Consider the following 16,033-nt stretch of genomic DNA (forward strand, 5'->3'; position numbering starts at 1 on the left):
GAAGTTCCCGTGCGGCGGCAGGCCGCGCCACGCAGCCGCGACCAGCGCGGCCGCCGCGACGCACAGCGCCGCGGCGGCACCACGACCGATCGCCGGCGGTTCCATCCAGGCCACGGCGCCCAGCAGCACGGCACCGAGCAGGCACCGCGCCGCCATCCGCATCACGTGGCTGCGATGAGTGTCGAGCAGGAACAGCAAGGCAGCCCGCTCGCGCAGCGTCGCGACGAGATCGTAGGCATGGAGGTTCATGCCGATGTGCCGGAATTTTTCCACCGACAGCGCCACCAGCACGTTCACGACGACGGCGACCGTGACGGCCGCGACGGCCGGTCGGCATGCGATCAGCAGACCCGCGGCGAAGATCAGCAGGGCGGCGCTGCCGGCCAGGCGCGCATCGGCGGCGGTCGGCTCGCTGCGCAGGATGCGCTTCGCCACGACGTAGAGCACGACGGCCGCGGCGATCCAGCCCACGGCCGGCCGGAGATCGCCGGCGGCGGCGAGCGCGCCGCGCGCCAGATCCCGGAGGCCGGGAGCGACGGGCTCCCACCAGGCCGCGGCGGCGATCAGGACGAGGCGCGCAGCGGCGAACCGCCAGGCCGACACGGCCCGCGCCGCGACCGCGGAGGCGCCCGACTTGCGCAGCGCGAGAAGGAGGGCCGGCAATTCGATCAGGATCCGGACGAGCGCCTCGGCGAGCAGCGCCCCGAGCAGCGGTCGCGCCACCGCGAGGAGTGCGCCGGCGTAGACGAGCGGCGCCAGCAGGGCCCATTCGATGCGGCGGCGCGGATGCGGCATCGCCCGGATGCGCCGAACCGTGACGCCCACCAGCACGCCGAGGACGAGGAGGGTCAAGAGATCCGACAGAATGCCGAGGCCGGAGCAGGAGGACAAAATGCAGGAACCCGGCATGCCGCTGTACTTCTCGACGCGAACGCAATGTCGCTGGTCCCGGCCGCCCGCCTCGGGCCTGGCCCGCGTCACCGTTCCGATCAGCCGGGCCGCCGGGCGGGACAGTCCTCATAATCTTACCAGCTTAGGTGGTTTTTAAATCATTTGGTTCAAATGTGGGGAAACGTTTTTCGACGACGGTTCGCCTTCGATCCACGGGCTCGAGCGGCACACGCGCCGCGCCCGTGCCGCCGCCGGCATCCTTCGGATCCTCAAAGGCTCGTCCCATGACGCTCACGATTCCCCGGCGACTCGGCCTGCTCGTCGTCCTCGCCGTGCTGGCCTGCCTCGCCGTCATCGCCGTCCAGCTCGTGGCGCTGCGCTCGTCGCTGCTGCAGGAGCGCAAGGCCGCCGTCACGGCACAGGTCCAGGCGGCGGTGTCGAGCGCGCGCGGCTTCGCGGTCGCGGCGGAGAAGGGCCAGCTCACCGACGCGGAGGCGCAGGAGCGCGCCAAGGCGGCGCTGCGGGCCATCCGGTTCGGGCAGAACGACTACATCTTCGTCTATCGCCCGGACGGCGTGAACCTGGTGCTCGGCCCGCGGCCGGAGCTGGAGGGCAAGAACCTCTCGGACCTGCGGGATTCCAACGGCGTCTACCAGGTGCGCGAGCTGGTGGCGGCGGCCGCCCGGGGCGGCGATTTCGTCGGCTACATGTTCCCGCGCGCCGGCAGCGACAAGCCGGCCGCCAAGCTCGGCTACGCGGCGCCCGTCCAGCCCTGGGGCTGGGTGGTCGGCACCGGCGTCTACATCGACGATCTGGACGAGGTCTTCTACGCCGCCGCCCGCTCCGCGCTGATCTGGGCCGGCGTGCTGATCCTGGCGCTGTGCGCCTGCGCCGTCGTCCTGGCGCGCGGCCTGGTGCGCCCGGTGAAGGCCATGACGGCGACCATGGGCGAGCTCGCCTCCGGCAAGCTCGACACGGAGATTCCAGGCGTCGGCCGCCGCGACGAGGTCGGCGCCATGGCCGAAGCCGTGGCGGTGTTCAAGGCCCATGCGATCGAGCGGGTCCGTCTCGAAGCCGACCAGAAGGAAGCCGACGCCCGCGCCGCGGCGCACCGCAAGGCCGACATGATCCGGCTCGCCGACCAGTTCGAGGCGGCGATCGGCGGCATCATCGGCACGGTGTCGTCGGCCGCGACCGAGCTGGAGGCGACCGCGACGACGCTGACCCACACGGCCGACGTCACCCAGAAGATGTCGGCGACCGTCAGCACGGCGTCCGAAGAGGCCTCCACCAACGTCCAGGCCGTCGCCGCCGCCACCAACGAGATGACCTCGTCGATCGGCGAGATCTCGCGGCAGGTGCAGTCGTCGAGCCGCATCGCCGACGCGGCGGTCGGCCAGGCGGCCAAGACCGACGCCCGCGTCGGCGCGCTGTCGGTGGCCGCCAACAAGATCGGCGACGTGGTGAAGCTGATCACCGACATCGCCGAGCAGACCAATCTGCTGGCGCTGAACGCGACCATCGAGGCGGCGCGGGCCGGCGAGGCCGGCAAGGGCTTCGCCGTGGTCGCCAACGAGGTGAAGGCGCTGGCCGGGCAGACCGGCAAGGCGACCGGCGAGATCTCGGCCCAGATCGCCTCCATGCAGTCGGCGACCCAGGATTCGGTCGCGGCCATCAAGGAGATCTCGGGCACGATCCGCCAGATCGCCGAGGTCGCGTCGGCGATCGCCGCGGCGGTCGAGGAGCAGGGCGCGGCGACCTCAGAGATCTCGCGCAACATCCAGCAGGCCGCCGCCGGAACCACCCAGGTCGCCGAGACCATCGTCGCAGTCAGTCGCGGCGCCGAGGAGACGGGGGCCGCCTCGGGCGAGGTGCTGTCCGCCGCCGGCCAGCTCGCCACCGAGAGCAGCCATCTGCGCTCCGAGGTCGGCAAGTTCCTGGCGACCGTCCGGGCGGCGTGAGCCGCACCGCGCCGGCTCAGCGCTCGCGCGCCCGCTCGCGCAGGAAGGCCACGAAGGCGCGCAGCGGCGCCGGCAGATGATCGCGCCCGGCGTAATACAGGAACGGGCCCGAGAAGCTCGGCCACCACGCCTCCAGCACCGGCACCAGCGTGCCGCGTGAGAACCCCGGCGCCAGCGCGTCTTCGAAGGTCGCGATGATGCCGAGCCCGGCCTCCGCCGCGGCGATCTCCAGATCGATGTTGGAGGCGACGAGCGGTCCTTTCGGGCTGATCCGAACGACCTCGCCGGCGCGCTCGAACTCCCACGGCAGCGAGGCGCCGCTGGCGAAGCGATGCCGAATGCAGGCATGCGCGAGCAGATCCTGCGGGTGCTCCGGCGCGCCGTGCACGGCCAGATAGGCGGGCGAGGCGCCGGTGGCATAACGCTGGATGCGCGGGCCGATCGGCACCGCGATCATGTCCTGCTCCAGCCGCTCGTCGTAGCGCACGCCGGCGTCGAAGCCGGCCGCCAGCACGTCGATGAAGCCGTCCTCGGCCATCACCTCCAGCGTGATGGCCGGATGGCCGGCCAGGAACGCACAGGCGATCGGCGGCAGCACGGTCCGGGCCACGATGGTCGGCACGTTGAGGCGCAGCGTCCCGGTCGGGCTGTCGCGGAAGCTGTTGACGGCGTCGAGTGCCGCAGCGACCTCGCCGAGCGCCGGCGCGAGCCGCTCCAGCAGCCGCGCCCCGGCCTCGGTCGGCGTCACGCTGCGGGTGGTGCGGTTGAGGAGCCGGACCCCGAGCCGCGCCTCCAGCCGCCGCACCGCCTCGCTGAGGCTCGACGGAGAGACGCTGCGTCCCCCGGCCGCGCCGCGGAAGCTGCGGCTGCGCGCGACCGCCGCGAAGGCGTCGAGATCCGCCAGATCCACCTCGGCCATGGCCACCGCCGTTGTTCGGATTAGCGCACAAGCTGTCCAGACATTGGCGCGTTATCGAACACGGCGCCAGCCCCTATTCTCCGCGCCATCACGACCGGCGCTGCCGGTCGCCCCACGCAGGAGACACCAATGCAACAGCGCCGCCTCGGCACCGCCGGCCCCACCGTCTCGGCCCTCGGGCTCGGCTGCATGGGCATGTCGGCCCTCTATGGACCCACCGACCGCAGCGAGAGCATCGCCACCCTCCGGGCCGCGCTCGATGCCGGCGTCACGCTGCTCGACACCGGCGACTTCTACGCCATGGGCCACAACGAGCTGCTGATCGCCGAGGCCCTGAAGGGCGTGCCGCGCGACGCGGTGCAGATCAGCGTGAAGTTCGGCGCCCAGCGCGGCCCGGCCGGCGACTGGCTCGGCTACGACGCGCGGCCCGCCGCGGTGAAGACCGCCCTCGCCTACTCGCTGCAGCGGCTCGGCACCGACTACATCGACGTCTATCGCCCCGCCCGGCTCGATCCGAACGTGCCGATCGAGGAGACGGTCGGCGCCATCGCCGACATGGTGAAGGCCGGTTGGGTCCGCCATGTCGGCCTCTCCGAGGTCGGGCCCGAGACGATCCGCCGGGCCGCCGCCGTGCATCCGATCAGCGACCTGCAGATCGAGTACTCGCTGATCTCGCGCGGCGTCGAGGAGGCGATCCTCCCCGTCCTGCGCGAGCTCGGCATCGGCGTCACGGCCTACGGCGTGCTGTCGCGCGGCCTGATCAGCGGCCACTGGACGGCGCAGACCGCGATGGCCTCGGCCGACTTCCGGGCCCACAGCCCGCGCTTCCAGGGCGACAATGTCGCGCGCAATCTCGCGCTGGTGGAGGCGCTGCGGCAGGTCGCCGAGGGTCGGGGCATCACGGTCGCACAGGCGGCGATCGCCTGGGTGGCGGCACAGGGATCCGACATCGTGCCCCTGGTCGGGTCGCGCCGCCGCGGCCAGCTCGCCGAGGCGCTCGGCAGCCTCGACGTGTCGCTGAGCGCCGACGACCTCGCGGCGATCGAACGCGCCGTCCCGAAAGGCGCGGCGGCGGGCAGCCGCTACGCCGAGTCCCAGATGGCGGTGCTCGACTCGGAGCGGTGAGGCGGCGGAAAGCCCACGGGCGCGGCGCCGCAGCGCGGCGCCCGGCCTGCCCGCCCCCAGGGTTGCAGCGCAAGCAGAATACCTCTTAAGCGATTGTTTCCAGTTCTTGCACCACATTTCCACGGCCGGCGTCCGGAAATCGCCACGCTCGGCCGATCGCCATCTCGTAGGCACGGCGAAGCATTTCCCGTCCGACTGAACCCGTTGCACCGGTCGTGCCGCGAACGGAGCGTCTCGATGAGACTTCGCCTGACACACAAGATCGCCGGGCTCGGTGCCCTCGGAATCGTCGGCCTGCTCGTGGTCGGCGTCGTCTACCTGGTCGGCACGGCGGAGCAGACCCGGTACCGGGTCGACGCCACCGAGGCGCGAACGCTCGAACGCGCCGCCAACACCATCCTGATCGGGATGCTCGAGCTGCGCCGCAACGAGAAGGACTTCCTGCTGCGCAAGGACCCGCGCTACGTCGAGCGGCACGCCGCGCTGAGCCGCACCGTCGGGGCCGATCTGGCCGCACTGCAGGCGAGGGCCGTCGGGTCGTCCGGCAGTCTCGCCGACGACGTCGCCGCGGTGCGATCGGGCTTCGACACCTATGTGGGCCACGTCGCGACGCTCGCCCGCAGTCGTACCCGGCTCGGCCTCGACGAGAACGCCGGCCTCGAAGGCACACTGCGCAAGGCCGTCCAGTCGATCGAGCGCGAGGTCGCCACCTTCGACCAGCCGCAGCTCCTCGCGACGCTGCTGATGATGCGGCGGCACGAGAAGGACTTCATGCTGCGCGGCGATCCGCGCTACGGCGCCGAGATGAAGCGCCGTGACGCCGAATTCCGCAGCCGGCTGGCGGCGAGCGAGGTTCCGGCGGCGGCGCGAGCGACCATCCTGGCGGCGCTCGACGCCTATCAGACCGGCTTCTTCGCCTGGATGGAGGAGGCCCAGGGGGCCGCTGCAGCACAGAAGGACGCATCGGACGCCTTCGCACCCGTCGAGCCCCGGATCGAGGCGATCCATCGCGGCCTGGAGGCTGCCCGTACCCGCAGCGAGACGGCCGAGACGACGGCCGTGGACAGCACCTCGCGGCTGCTCTGGATCGTGATCGCACTGGTCACGCTCGCGGTGGCCGGCATCGCCGGGGTGATCGGGTTGACGATGTCGCGCCCGTTGACGGCGCTGACCGCCGGCATGCGGGAGCTCGCCGCCGGCAAGTTCGAGATCGCGCTGCCCGGCCTCTCCCGTACGGACGAGATCGGCGACATCGCCCGTGCGGTCGAGACCTTCAAGGTCGAGGCGCAGGAGCGCTCCCGCCGCGAGGCGATGGCGCAGGCCGAACAGGTGCGGGCCGCCGCAGCCGCCCGCAAGGCCGACATGGTGCGGCTCGCCGATCAGTTCGAGCAGGCGGTCGGCGGCATCATCGGCATGGTGTCGTCGGCCGCGACCGAGCTGGAGGCGACCGCGACGACGCTGACCCGCACGGCCGACACGACCCAGCAGATGTCGGCGACCGTGAGCTCCGCGTCCGAAGAAGCGTCCACCAACGTCCAGGCCGTCGCCGCCGCGACCAACCAGATGAGCTCGTCGATCGGCGAGATCTCGCGTCAGGTACAGGCGTCGAGCCGCATCGCCGACGAAGCGGTGAGCCAGGCCGCCAAGACCGATTCCCGCGTCAACGAGCTGTCCCGGGCGGCGGCACGCATCGGCGACGTGGTCAAGCTGATCACCGACATCGCCGAGCAGACCAACCTGCTGGCGCTCAACGCCACCATCGAAGCGGCGCGCGCTGGCGAGGCCGGCAAGGGCTTCGCCGTGGTGGCCGGCGAGGTGAAGGCGCTGGCCGGCCAGACCGCCAAGGCGACCGGCGAGATCTCCGCCCAGATCGCGGCGATGCAGTCGGCGACGCAGGACTCGGTCTCGGCCATCAAGGAGATCTCGGGCACCATCGGGCAGATCGCCGAGGTCGCCTCCGCCATCGCGGCGGCCGTCGAGCAGCAGGGCGCGGCGACGGCGGAGATCTCGCGAAACATCCAGCAGGCGGCGGCCGGCACCTCCGAGGTGGCCGAGACCATCACCACGGTCAGCCGCGGCGCCGAGGAGACGGGAGCGGCCTCGGGCGAGGTGCTGAACGCCGCCGGCCAGCTCGCCATCGAGAGCAACCAGCTCCGCGAGGAGGTCGGCAAGTTCCTGGCGACGGTGCGGGCCGCATAGGTCCCACCCTTCGGCAGCCTCGCGGAGCGTGGCGGCACGCGCCGGCCGCACGGGGCATGCCCCCGGATCGCAATGTCGATTGCGTCCTGGCCTGCCACATGCATGGGTTCGGCCCCCGCTGGAGACCGAACCGTGCCCCCCAGTTCCTTGCTTTTTCCCCCCGTCCGCAGCGCCCCGCTCCCGTCGTTCCGCATCCGGGCCGTCTCGTGATGGGCGGCACCTGGAGGACCCTCGTCGCCGCCGGGGTGGTGGCCGCCCTGATGGTCGCGGCCGCCGTGCAGCACCTGAGCGGCACCCACAGCCTGTGGCTCGCCTTCTTCGTCGTGCTGGCGACCGTGCTGATGTGGGCGACCCGCATCGTCCCCGAATACCTCGCCGCCTTCGTGTTCTGCGTCGTCTGCGCGATCGGCCTCGTCGCGCCGCCCTCGGTGTTCATGTCCGGCTTCACCGGGGCGGCGGCGTGGCTGGTCTTCTCGGGCTCGGTGATCGGGGCATCGCTCGGTCACACCGGCCTGGCCGACCGGCTCGGCGCCAAGCTGGCCGCGGTCGCCAACGGCTCCTTCCCGGCCGTGATCGCCCGGGTCGCGGTGTTCGGCACCGGCCTCGCCTTCCTGATGCCATCCGGCATGGGCCGCATCTTCCTGCTGGCGCCGCTGCTCGCGGCCTTCGCCCAGCGGGCCGGCCTGCCGAAGGGCTCGCGCGGCCGCGCCGGCGTGATGCTGGCCGGCCTCTACGGCACGTTCTTTCCGGCGATGGGCATCCTGCCCGCCAATGTGCCGAACAACGTGCTGGCCGGCCTGCTGGAGACCACCGGGCTCGGCGTGCCGACCTTCTCGGACTATCTGCTGGTGCATTTCCCGGTGATCGGGCTCGGCAAGCTCGCGCTGCTGATCGGCCTGCTGGCGGTGACGTTCCGCGACGTCCGCCCCGTTCCGGCGCCGGAGGCCGAGCCGCCGCCCCCCATGACGGTCAGCGAGAAGCGGCTCGCCGTGCTGCTCGCCGCCACCATCGGCCTGTGGCTGACCGACAGCCTGCACGGCGTCTCGGCCACCTGGGTCGGCATGGCCGCCGCGGTCGTATGCCTGTGGCCCGGCACCGGCCTCCTGCCGGCCAATCCGATGAAGAGCGTCGCCTTCGAGCCGATCGTCTATGTCGCCGGCGTGGTCGGGCTCGGCGCCGTGGTCGGCTACACCGGTCTCGGCACCAGGCTGGGCGAGCTGCTCACCGGCGTGGTCTCGCCGCTCGCCGGCCATCCGGTCGCCGCCTATGTCGGGCTCGCCGCCATCGCGGCCGGTCTCGGGCCGATCGTGACGGCGGTCGGCGTGCCGGCGATCCTGACCCCGATCGCGCCCGTGCTGGCGACCGCCACGGGCCTGCCGGTGTCGACCGTGACGATGAGCCAGGTGCTCGGCTTCTCGACGATCTTCCTGCCCTACCAGGCGCCGCCGCTCGCCGTCGCGTTGCAGATCGGCGCCCTGCCGCCCCGCGAGGCGGTGACGAGCTGCATCCAGCTCGCCGTCCTGACGATCCTGCTGCTGTGGCCGCTCGACGTGATGTGGTGGCTGGTGCTCGGCCGGCTGTGATCCGAGCGGCGACGCTCGGGCGCCCGCCGGCCCGGATCGGTTCGCCCGCCGCTCAGGCCACCTTGGCCAGGAACTCGTCCACGGCGGCCTGGAGATGACGGGCCGCGCCGGCGAGCTCGCCGGTGGCGCCGAGCACCTCGGTCGCCGAGCGGCTGGCCTCGCCGATCGCCCCGGTGACGGTCGCGATGTTGCCGGCGAGGCGGCTGGCGCCGTCCGCCGCCTGGGCGACGCTGCGCGAGATCTCGTGGGTGGCGGCCGACTGCTCCTCGATGGTGGCCGCGATCGTCGCGGTGAAGCGGCTTATCTCGTCCATCGTGCCGTTGATCCGGCCGATCGCCTCGACGGCATCGCCGGTGGCGGACTGGATGCCGGCGACCTGGGCCGCGATGTCCTCGGTCGCCTTGCCGGTCTGGCTCGCCAGCGTCTTGACCTCGGAGGCGACGACCGCGAAGCCCTTGCCGGCCTCGCCGGCCCGCGCCGCCTCGATGGTGGCGTTGAGCGCCAGCAGATTGGTCTGCTCGGCGATCGCCTTGATCAGGCCGACCACGTTGCCGATGCGCTGCGCCCCCTCGGCCAGGGTGGCGACCTGCGCATTGCTGCGGTTGGCGAGCGTCGTCGCCTCGCCGACCACGGTGTTGGCCTGGCCGACCTGGCGGCCGATCTCGGCCACCGACGAGCCGAGCTCGTCGGCCGCGGAGGCGACGCTCTGCACGTTGCCGGCCGCCTGCTCGGAGGCCTGCGCCGCCGCGCCGGCCTGCTTGCTGGCGTCGGCCGCGACCGAATCCAGGGACGACGCCGTGCGCTCCAGCGTCTTCAGGCTGGCGTCGACCGCGCCGAGCACGTCACCGACGCTGCAGCGGAAGCCGGCGATCAGGTCGTCGACACGGCGCTGCCGCGCGGTCTGGTCGGCACGGGCGCGATCGTCGGCCGCCATGCGCTCGATCGCCGACCGGCGGAACACCTCGATGGAGCGGGCCATCACGCCGATCTCGTCCTCGCGCTCGCAGCTCGGCACCGTGATGGCGTAGTTGCCGGCCCGCATCTCGTCCATGCTGTGCGACAGCCCGCCGAGCAGATCCCGGATCGTCCGAAGCACCATGCGGGTGAGCACCAGCACCGCGACGACGGCGCCGATGGTGAGGGAGAAATACAGGACGATGTTCCACCACGCGGTCGACAGCCGCTGCTCGGCCTCGGCCGTGCTGCCGTCCAGTCCCGCGGTGATCAGCTTGCCCAACGTCGGCAGGAGCGCCTGGTTGACCTCGCCCCAGGCCCGGATCTCGGCCTCGGAGGCCTTCGCGCCGGCGTCCTTCAGGGCGACGGCCTGCAGCTCGGCATAGCGCTTGCCGTTGGCGGCGCCGAAAGCCCGGAACTGAGCCACCACCTCGGGCAGCCCGTACTCCTCGAGCAGCTTGCCGAAGCTGCCCTGATGCGTCACCGCCTCGGCCAGCATCAGGAAGGCCGGCGGCGGCAGGCTCCCTTCGCGCAAGGCGCGTTCGCCGTTGTTGCGCAGCACCAGACTGGCGCTGTTGTACTTCAGGAGAGCGTACAGGCCGAGAATGCGGCGGGAGAGCCCGTCTTCCGCGGTCGCGACCGCAGTGCGGCCGACCAGCTCGATGCCGAGGCCGGCGAGCGGCGCCCGGAACGCCGGAATGTCGGACAGCGCAGCCGTCTTGCCGTCCATGCGGGTGCGATGTGCCGCCTGCTGGCCGAGCCGCTCGTCGATGCTGCGAAGATAGCCGCGGATCGCCTGATCCTTCGGCGCCACCTCGGCCACCGTCTGCTGCAGCGCCTTGTAGCTCTCGTCGGTGGAGCGGCGCTGGCCGTCGAGCGCCGCCTTGTCGGTCGTGCCGAGCAGCCAGTTGCGCTCGGCCGATCCCTCGGCCGGGAACGCGAAGGCGACGAACCGGGTCACCGAGACCGCCAGCCGCAGCATGCGATCGGCCTCCGAGAGCGCATGGTATTTCAACCACTGCTCGTAGGTGAGGCGACTGGCAAACAGGGTCAGCACCAGCACCGGCACGATGCTCACGATGAGGAGAAGCTTGGCGAACGGAATGCGGCGCACGATGTTGACCTCGGCTGTCTCGGGCCGGATCACTCAACCAAACAACGGTAAATAGACCCTCTTCGGACCGCCATGCAGGCACCCGCTGCCCGCAATGCAGACCGGTCATGGCGCGAGGCAGCGGCACCGAGGCTTGCCCTCGGACGGCAATCCGCTTAACCGATTTGTGACAGTGCGGTGCGCCCCGGCGCCCGCGCGACAGCCTCGGGCCCTCGACGGCCCGTCCACGGGATCGCGATGCTTCGAAATATCCTGCGCGTCGTCGTCACCTCGGCGATCGTGCTCACGACCGGCGTTCTGCTCTATACGGACGATCGGGTGCTCGGCGCCGTCATCACCGGCCTCGCCGCCGGGCTGCTGGTCATCGGGGTGCTCGGCATTCTGGTGCTGGCGGCCTTCGCGGTGCGCAGCGCGCTGCGTCTCGTCATCGACGAGGACGCGCCGCCGACGGAGCGCAGGGCCGAGCCTCTGCGCACCCAGACGGCGTCCGGCCGGCCCTGAGGGCGGCACGACGCGGCGCGGATCCGGCGCGCCCGCTCACGGCGGGCGACGGTGGGGCCGCAGGGCTCCGGCCCCGGTGGCCGGGGCCGATCCGATGTCAACCGGTGACGATCACTCGGCCTGGATCAGCTTGGCGACGCAGTCGACCGGGTCGTAAACCGCGACCTGAAGGATCGGATAGGCCTTCTTGATCACGAGTCCGGCCTGCTCGGCCGCCTCGCTGGTCACGTAGGAGCCCTTGGTCTGGCGGTCGACCTGCAGCAGGTAACGTCCGGCCTCGGGCATGCGGCGCTGCGACCGCGGCTCGGCCGCGACGTCGTCCGACGCGACGATCTTCGTGAGGGTCTTGCTCCCGGCGCGAGTCGCCATGGGGTGAGATTCCTTCCAAGAGTTCAGTTCTGCCGCGGCACGGCTGCCGGATCCGCGCACGGTCCGGAATCGACGCAATACGGCTGACAACGAGGCCGACCTCGACTCGGCATCGGCTCGGGCCGCGCCGGGTGGCGGCGGATCGACGATGCACGACGGATCGGACCGGATGGGATGGTGGAGCCGAGGGGATTTGAACCCCTGACCTCCGCAGTGCGATTGCGGCGCTCTCCCAACTGAGCTACGGCCCCGCCGCTCGGCCGCAAAGGCGGCGAGCCATCAGGTGGCGCCATTTACGTGTCCGCCCCGGACGGTGTCAAGGATTGTCCGGCGCTCACGCCGGATGTCGTACGGGCGTGGCCGCCGCGCCGCATCGCGGCCGGCCGGCGCCCCGCCCGGCCGGCCGCGATCCCCGTCACGGCCGGCGAATCGCTCGTCGGCCTGACGCCACAGGCGGCGTCCAATCGGTATTTACCAGCGGCATTGTTCGCGCTTGCCGCTGGGAAACCGGAACGCTACACGTCGCACGCCCGGGCCCGCCGCATCGCGCGCCACCGGCGCTTTGCGATCACCCGACGAGACCCGAGATATGATCGAATTCCTAGGTTTCATCAGCACCCTGCTGACGCTCTACGTCTACATCCTGATCGCATCGGCGGTGCTGAGCTGGCTGATCGCCTTCAACGTGGTCAACACCCGCAACCAGGCCGTCTCGATGATCGGCGAGTTCCTGTACCGGATCACCGAGCCGGTGCTGCGGCCGATTCGGCGGGTGATGCCCGATCTCGGTGGCATCGACATCTCGCCCGTGATCGTGATCCTGGTGATCTTCTTCATCCAGTCCGTGATCCTGCCGAATCTCGCCCGGGCGCTGATGTGACCGAGGCCGGCTCGGCCGCCTGGATCGAGGCGCCGGACGGTCTCGTCGTGACGGTTCGGCTGACGCCGCGCGGCGGCCGCGACGCATTCGACGGCGTCGACGTGCTGGCCGACGGCCGCGCCGTGCTGAAGGCCCGCGTGCGCGCGGCGCCGACCGAGGGCGAGGCCAACGCCGCCCTTCTCGCCCTGTTCGCAAAGTCGCTCAAGGTGCCGTCTCGTGCGATCGCCCTGGTCGCCGGCGACACGTCCCGCATCAAGCGCGTGAAGATCACGGGGGAGCCGAACGCCCTCCGGGACGCGCTGGAACATCTGCCCGGAGTGGTCGCATGAGTGCTCGTCTGATCGATGGAAAGGTGGCGTCCGAGGCCGTCCGGGCCTCCGTCGCCGCCGAGGTGGCGCGGCTCTCGGCCGAGCACGGCCTGGTGCCCGGCCTCGCCGTGGTGCTGGTCGGCGACGATCCGGCGAGCGCCGCTTACGTGCGCAGCAAGGGCAAGCAGACGGTCGCGGCCGGCATGCGCTCGTTCGAGCACCGGCTGCCGGCGACCGCCTCGCAGGACGAGGTGCTGGCGATCGTCGCGCAGCTCAACGCCGATCCGGCCGTGCACGGCATCCTGGTCCAGCTCCCGGTGCCCAAGCAGATCGACCCGCACGCCGTGATCCTGGCCATCGACCCGATGAAGGACGTCGACGGCCTGCATCCGCTCAGCGCCGGCCTGCTGGCCAGCGGCCTGCCCGGCCTGGTGCCGTGCACGCCGCTCGGCTGTCTCTACATGGCCAAGACCGTGCATCCCTCGCTGGCCGGGATGGAGGCCGTGGTGGTCGGCCGCTCCAACCTGGTCGGCAAGCCGGTCGCCCAGCTCCTGTTGCGCGAGAACGCCACCGTGACGGTCGCCCACTCGCAGACCCGCGACCTGCCGGCGGTGTGCCGCCGCGCCGACCTGCTGGTCGCCGCGGTCGGAAAACCCGGCATGATCCGGGGCGACTGGATCAAGCCCGGCGCCACCGTGATCGATGTCGGCATCAACCGGGTGCCGACCCAGGACGGCAAGGGCCGCCTCACCGGCGACGTCGCCTTCGACGAGGCCGTCCAGGTCGCCGGTGCCGTCACCCCGGTCCCGGGCGGCGTCGGGCTGATGACGGTGGCGTTCCTGCTGGTCAACACGCTCCGCGCCGCCTGCGCCGCCGCCGGCCTGCCGGCCCCCAACGTCTAGGACGGACGGCGACGGTGCGTCCCGTGTCGATCTTCGGCCGGGGCTCGGGAGCGTCCAGGAAGCGGACATGCAAACGCGCTGCGAAGGCGACGGCCTTGCGCGGGAGGTGGTGAGCCGCCCCTTCCCACGCGGACGTTCGGGAGTGCTCCGCCCCGAAGCCCTGTCAGGATGCCGCGGAAAGAAACCGGTCTGATGGCGCTGACAATAGGACTTCTGCGCGAGACCCTCGCAAACGTACTCAATCGGGCGGAGCGCGAGGGAGCGTTCAGGTATCGACTGATCGGCACGGCAGCCGGTTTGCTCCGCGGGGTGCCACTCGAGCCCGGGGACGTGGATTTGTTGGTGACCGAACGCGCCCATGTCGACACTTTCGCGCGCGCACTCCGCTCCTATCGGTGCCTGGCCTCCCCGACGTGGCTGCAGTCCGCCGGACAGTACTACGCAGCGTTCGATGTGGACGGCGTCAAGGTCGAGGCCAGCACGGTCGAGTGGCCGTCGGACTCCGCGTTTGTCGAGGCCATCGGAAGCGGACCCTGGGAGTATTTCTCGGACATCGCCGCCGGAGACAGGCTCGTTGCGGTGGTGGCGATCGAGCTGCGGCTTGCAACTGAACTGCGCCGCGATCGCCGGGATCGCGTGGACGCCATTGTCCGCTGGATCCGCTATCACGGCTGCGATCTGCAGCTCTTGACGCACGCAATGGGGGCGCGAGGCATCGATACAGGAACACAATCGTCGGTAATGGCTGCCATCGTCGGCTAGCCTCGTGGCCCCGGGGGTCGGGCGGTGCGACGGGCAGCGTCGTGTCGCGTCGCAGAACCGACGAGGCGGTCGAGGTCGCCGGCGCCGAGGGCATGAGCCGTCCTTCCGAGGCGCGGGCGCCAGCCCGCGAACCCGGACTCCAGCGGCCATCACCGACGTCCGGGCTGGATTCCGGGTTCGCTGCTTCGCAGCGCCCCGGAATGACCCGCGGTGCCTTGCCAAGCCGCGAGCCGCGAATTAGCACTCGCCCGTCACAATCGCGCCGGCCGGCGACGGCGGCTCTGTCCCGAACAAACGACCCCCCACAAGGCAAATCATGGCGACGTACAAGCTTCTCCTGCTTCCCGGCGACGGCATCGGCACCGAGGTGATGGCCGAGGTGAAGCGGCTGATCGCCTGGATGAATTCCCACGGGCTCGGCAGCTTCGAGACCGAGGAGGGGCTGGTCGGCGGCGCCGCCTACGACGCCGAGGGCGTCGCCATCTCGGACGCCACCATGGCGCTGGCTCAGGCCTCCGACGCCGTGATCTTCGGCGCGGTCGGCGGGCCGAAATGGGCCGACGTGCCCTACGAGGCGCGCCCCGAGGCCGGCCTGCTGCGGCTGCGCAAGGACCTCGCGCTCTACGCCAATCTGCGCCCGGCGATCTGCTACCCGGCGCTCGCCGACGCCTCCTCGCTCAAGCGCGAGGTGGTCGACGGGCTCGACATCATGATCGTGCGCGAGCTCACCGGCGGCGTCTATTTCGGCGAGCCGAAGACCATCGTCGATCTCGGCAACGGCCAGAAGCGCGCCATCGACACCCAGGTCTACGACACCTACGAGATCGAGCGCATCGGCCGGGTGGCCTTCGAGCTGGCGCGCAAGCGCGGCAACAAGGTCGCCTCGATGGAGAAGCGCAACGTCATGAAGTCCGGCGTGCTGTGGAACGAGGTGATGACCGCGCTCCACGCCCGCGAGTTCAAGGACGTGGCGCTCGAGCACGTGCTGGCCGACGCCGGCGGCATGCAGCTCGTGCGCTGGCCCAAGCAGTTCGACGTGATCGTCACCGACAACCTGTTCGGCGACCTTTTGTCCGACGTCGCCTCGATGCTGACCGGCTCGCTCGGCATGCTGCCGTCGGCCTCGCTCGGCGACGTCGACCCGGCGACCGGCACGCGGAAGTCGATGTACGAGCCCGTGCACGGCTCGGCCCCGGACATCCAGGGCAAGGGCATCGCCAACCCGATCGCCATGCTGGCGTCCTTCGCGATGGCGCTGCGCTACTCGTTCGGGCTGGGCAAGGAGGCCGACTTCATCGAGACGGCGATCGCCGCCACGCTCGACAAGGGCCTGCGCACCGCCGACATCAAGTCGGACGGCACCACGGTCGTCGGCACCCGCGAGATGGGTCAGGCCGTGATCGACGAGGTGGCGCGGCTGGCCGGCGCGTGAGGCGTCTCTCGACCCTCTCCCGCCGGGAGAGGGTCGGGCGCGAGCGCAGCTCGCGACCGGGGCGATGGTCACGGCGCCGAGCGACGCCGGATGCGTCGACATGACGATGCGGCCGGTGACGTCGGCGATCGAC

The 16,033-nt window shown here is 71.3% G+C and carries 13 protein-coding genes, 1 tRNA gene and 1 pseudogene; 10 read left to right on the top strand and 5 right to left on the bottom strand.

Features of this window, described 5'->3' with window-relative positions:
- Nucleotides 1-852, bottom strand: a pseudogene (locus CH341_RS04760) (hypothetical protein); the annotation flags it as partial.
- A gap of 323 nt (nt 853-1,175) precedes the next feature.
- On the opposite strand from CH341_RS04760, the gene CH341_RS04765 reads away from it, so the two are divergent.
- On the top strand, nt 1,176-2,852 hold the full coding sequence (locus tag CH341_RS04765; RefSeq protein ID WP_111417882.1) for a methyl-accepting chemotaxis protein: 1,677 nt from the start codon (nt 1,176-1,178) through the stop codon (nt 2,850-2,852).
- 16 nt (nt 2,853-2,868) lie between these two features.
- Here the strand turns inward: CH341_RS04765 and CH341_RS04770 are convergent, their stop codons facing one another.
- Entirely contained in the window at nt 2,869-3,771 is a 903-nt protein-coding gene (locus CH341_RS04770; RefSeq protein ID WP_111417883.1) for a LysR family transcriptional regulator, read from the bottom strand.
- A gap of 129 nt (nt 3,772-3,900) precedes the next feature.
- On the opposite strand from CH341_RS04770, the gene CH341_RS04775 reads away from it, so the two are divergent.
- The 3 genes from CH341_RS04775 (at nt 3,901) to CH341_RS04785 (ending at nt 8,678) form a co-directional block, all read left to right on the top strand.
- Nucleotides 3,901-4,896 carry an aldo/keto reductase gene (locus tag CH341_RS04775; RefSeq protein WP_111417884.1) on the top strand — a complete coding sequence of 332 codons (996 nt, stop codon included), beginning with the start codon at nt 3,901-3,903 and terminating at the stop codon, nt 4,894-4,896.
- Nucleotides 4,897-5,133: 237 nt separating this feature from the next.
- Complete coding sequence (locus tag CH341_RS04780) at nt 5,134-7,095, top strand: methyl-accepting chemotaxis protein (protein ID WP_111417885.1); 1,962 nt, start codon at nt 5,134-5,136, stop codon at nt 7,093-7,095.
- Nucleotides 7,096-7,304: 209 nt separating this feature from the next.
- Nucleotides 7,305-8,678 carry an SLC13 family permease gene (locus tag CH341_RS04785; protein WP_170149473.1) on the top strand — a complete coding sequence of 458 codons (1,374 nt, stop codon included), beginning with the start codon at nt 7,305-7,307 and terminating at the stop codon, nt 8,676-8,678.
- Between the two features lie 52 nt (nt 8,679-8,730).
- Here the strand turns inward: CH341_RS04785 and CH341_RS04790 are convergent, their stop codons facing one another.
- A complete protein-coding gene (locus CH341_RS04790) occupies nt 8,731-10,746 on the bottom strand; it encodes a methyl-accepting chemotaxis protein (RefSeq protein WP_146604377.1) in 2,016 nt (671 codons plus the stop codon).
- 237 nt (nt 10,747-10,983) lie between these two features.
- Between CH341_RS04790 and CH341_RS04795 the strand changes: the two genes are divergently transcribed.
- The gene (locus CH341_RS04795; RefSeq protein ID WP_111417888.1) at nt 10,984-11,247 is read left to right on the top strand and encodes a hypothetical protein; all 264 of its coding nucleotides are present in this window, start codon (nt 10,984-10,986) and stop codon (nt 11,245-11,247) included.
- Nucleotides 11,248-11,358: 111 nt separating this feature from the next.
- Here the strand turns inward: CH341_RS04795 and CH341_RS04800 are convergent, their stop codons facing one another.
- Nucleotides 11,359-11,616 (bottom strand): hypothetical protein, encoded by a 258-nt coding sequence (locus CH341_RS04800; protein WP_111417889.1) that lies wholly within the window; start codon nt 11,614-11,616, stop codon nt 11,359-11,361.
- 175 nt (nt 11,617-11,791) lie between these two features.
- A tRNA-Ala gene (locus CH341_RS04805) sits at nt 11,792-11,867 on the bottom strand.
- Nucleotides 11,868-12,205: 338 nt separating this feature from the next.
- Between CH341_RS04805 and CH341_RS04810 the strand changes: the two genes are divergently transcribed.
- The 5 genes from CH341_RS04810 (at nt 12,206) to leuB (ending at nt 15,900) form a co-directional block, all read left to right on the top strand.
- On the top strand, nt 12,206-12,496 hold the full coding sequence (locus tag CH341_RS04810; protein WP_111417890.1) for a YggT family protein: 291 nt from the start codon (nt 12,206-12,208) through the stop codon (nt 12,494-12,496).
- A complete protein-coding gene (locus CH341_RS04815; RefSeq protein ID WP_111417891.1) occupies nt 12,493-12,825 on the top strand; it encodes a DUF167 family protein in 333 nt (110 codons plus the stop codon). Before CH341_RS04810 ends, CH341_RS04815 begins: the two co-directional genes overlap by 4 nt.
- Nucleotides 12,822-13,706, top strand: coding sequence for a bifunctional methylenetetrahydrofolate dehydrogenase/methenyltetrahydrofolate cyclohydrolase FolD (folD, locus tag CH341_RS04820; protein WP_111417892.1), 885 nt, complete (start codon nt 12,822-12,824; stop codon nt 13,704-13,706). The genes CH341_RS04815 and folD overlap by 4 nt, the downstream gene beginning before the upstream one ends.
- 330 nt (nt 13,707-14,036) lie before the next feature.
- The gene (locus tag CH341_RS04825) at nt 14,037-14,468 is read left to right on the top strand and encodes a hypothetical protein (RefSeq protein WP_245430884.1); all 432 of its coding nucleotides are present in this window, start codon (nt 14,037-14,039) and stop codon (nt 14,466-14,468) included.
- 316 nt (nt 14,469-14,784) lie between these two features.
- Nucleotides 14,785-15,900 (top strand): 3-isopropylmalate dehydrogenase, encoded by a 1,116-nt coding sequence (gene leuB, locus CH341_RS04830; RefSeq protein WP_111417894.1) that lies wholly within the window; start codon nt 14,785-14,787, stop codon nt 15,898-15,900.
- The last annotated feature ends 133 nt before the right edge of the window (nt 15,901-16,033 follow it).

It is taken from the genome of Rhodoplanes roseus (assembly GCF_003258865.1).
Lineage (GTDB): Bacteria > Pseudomonadota > Alphaproteobacteria > Rhizobiales > Xanthobacteraceae > Rhodoplanes > Rhodoplanes roseus.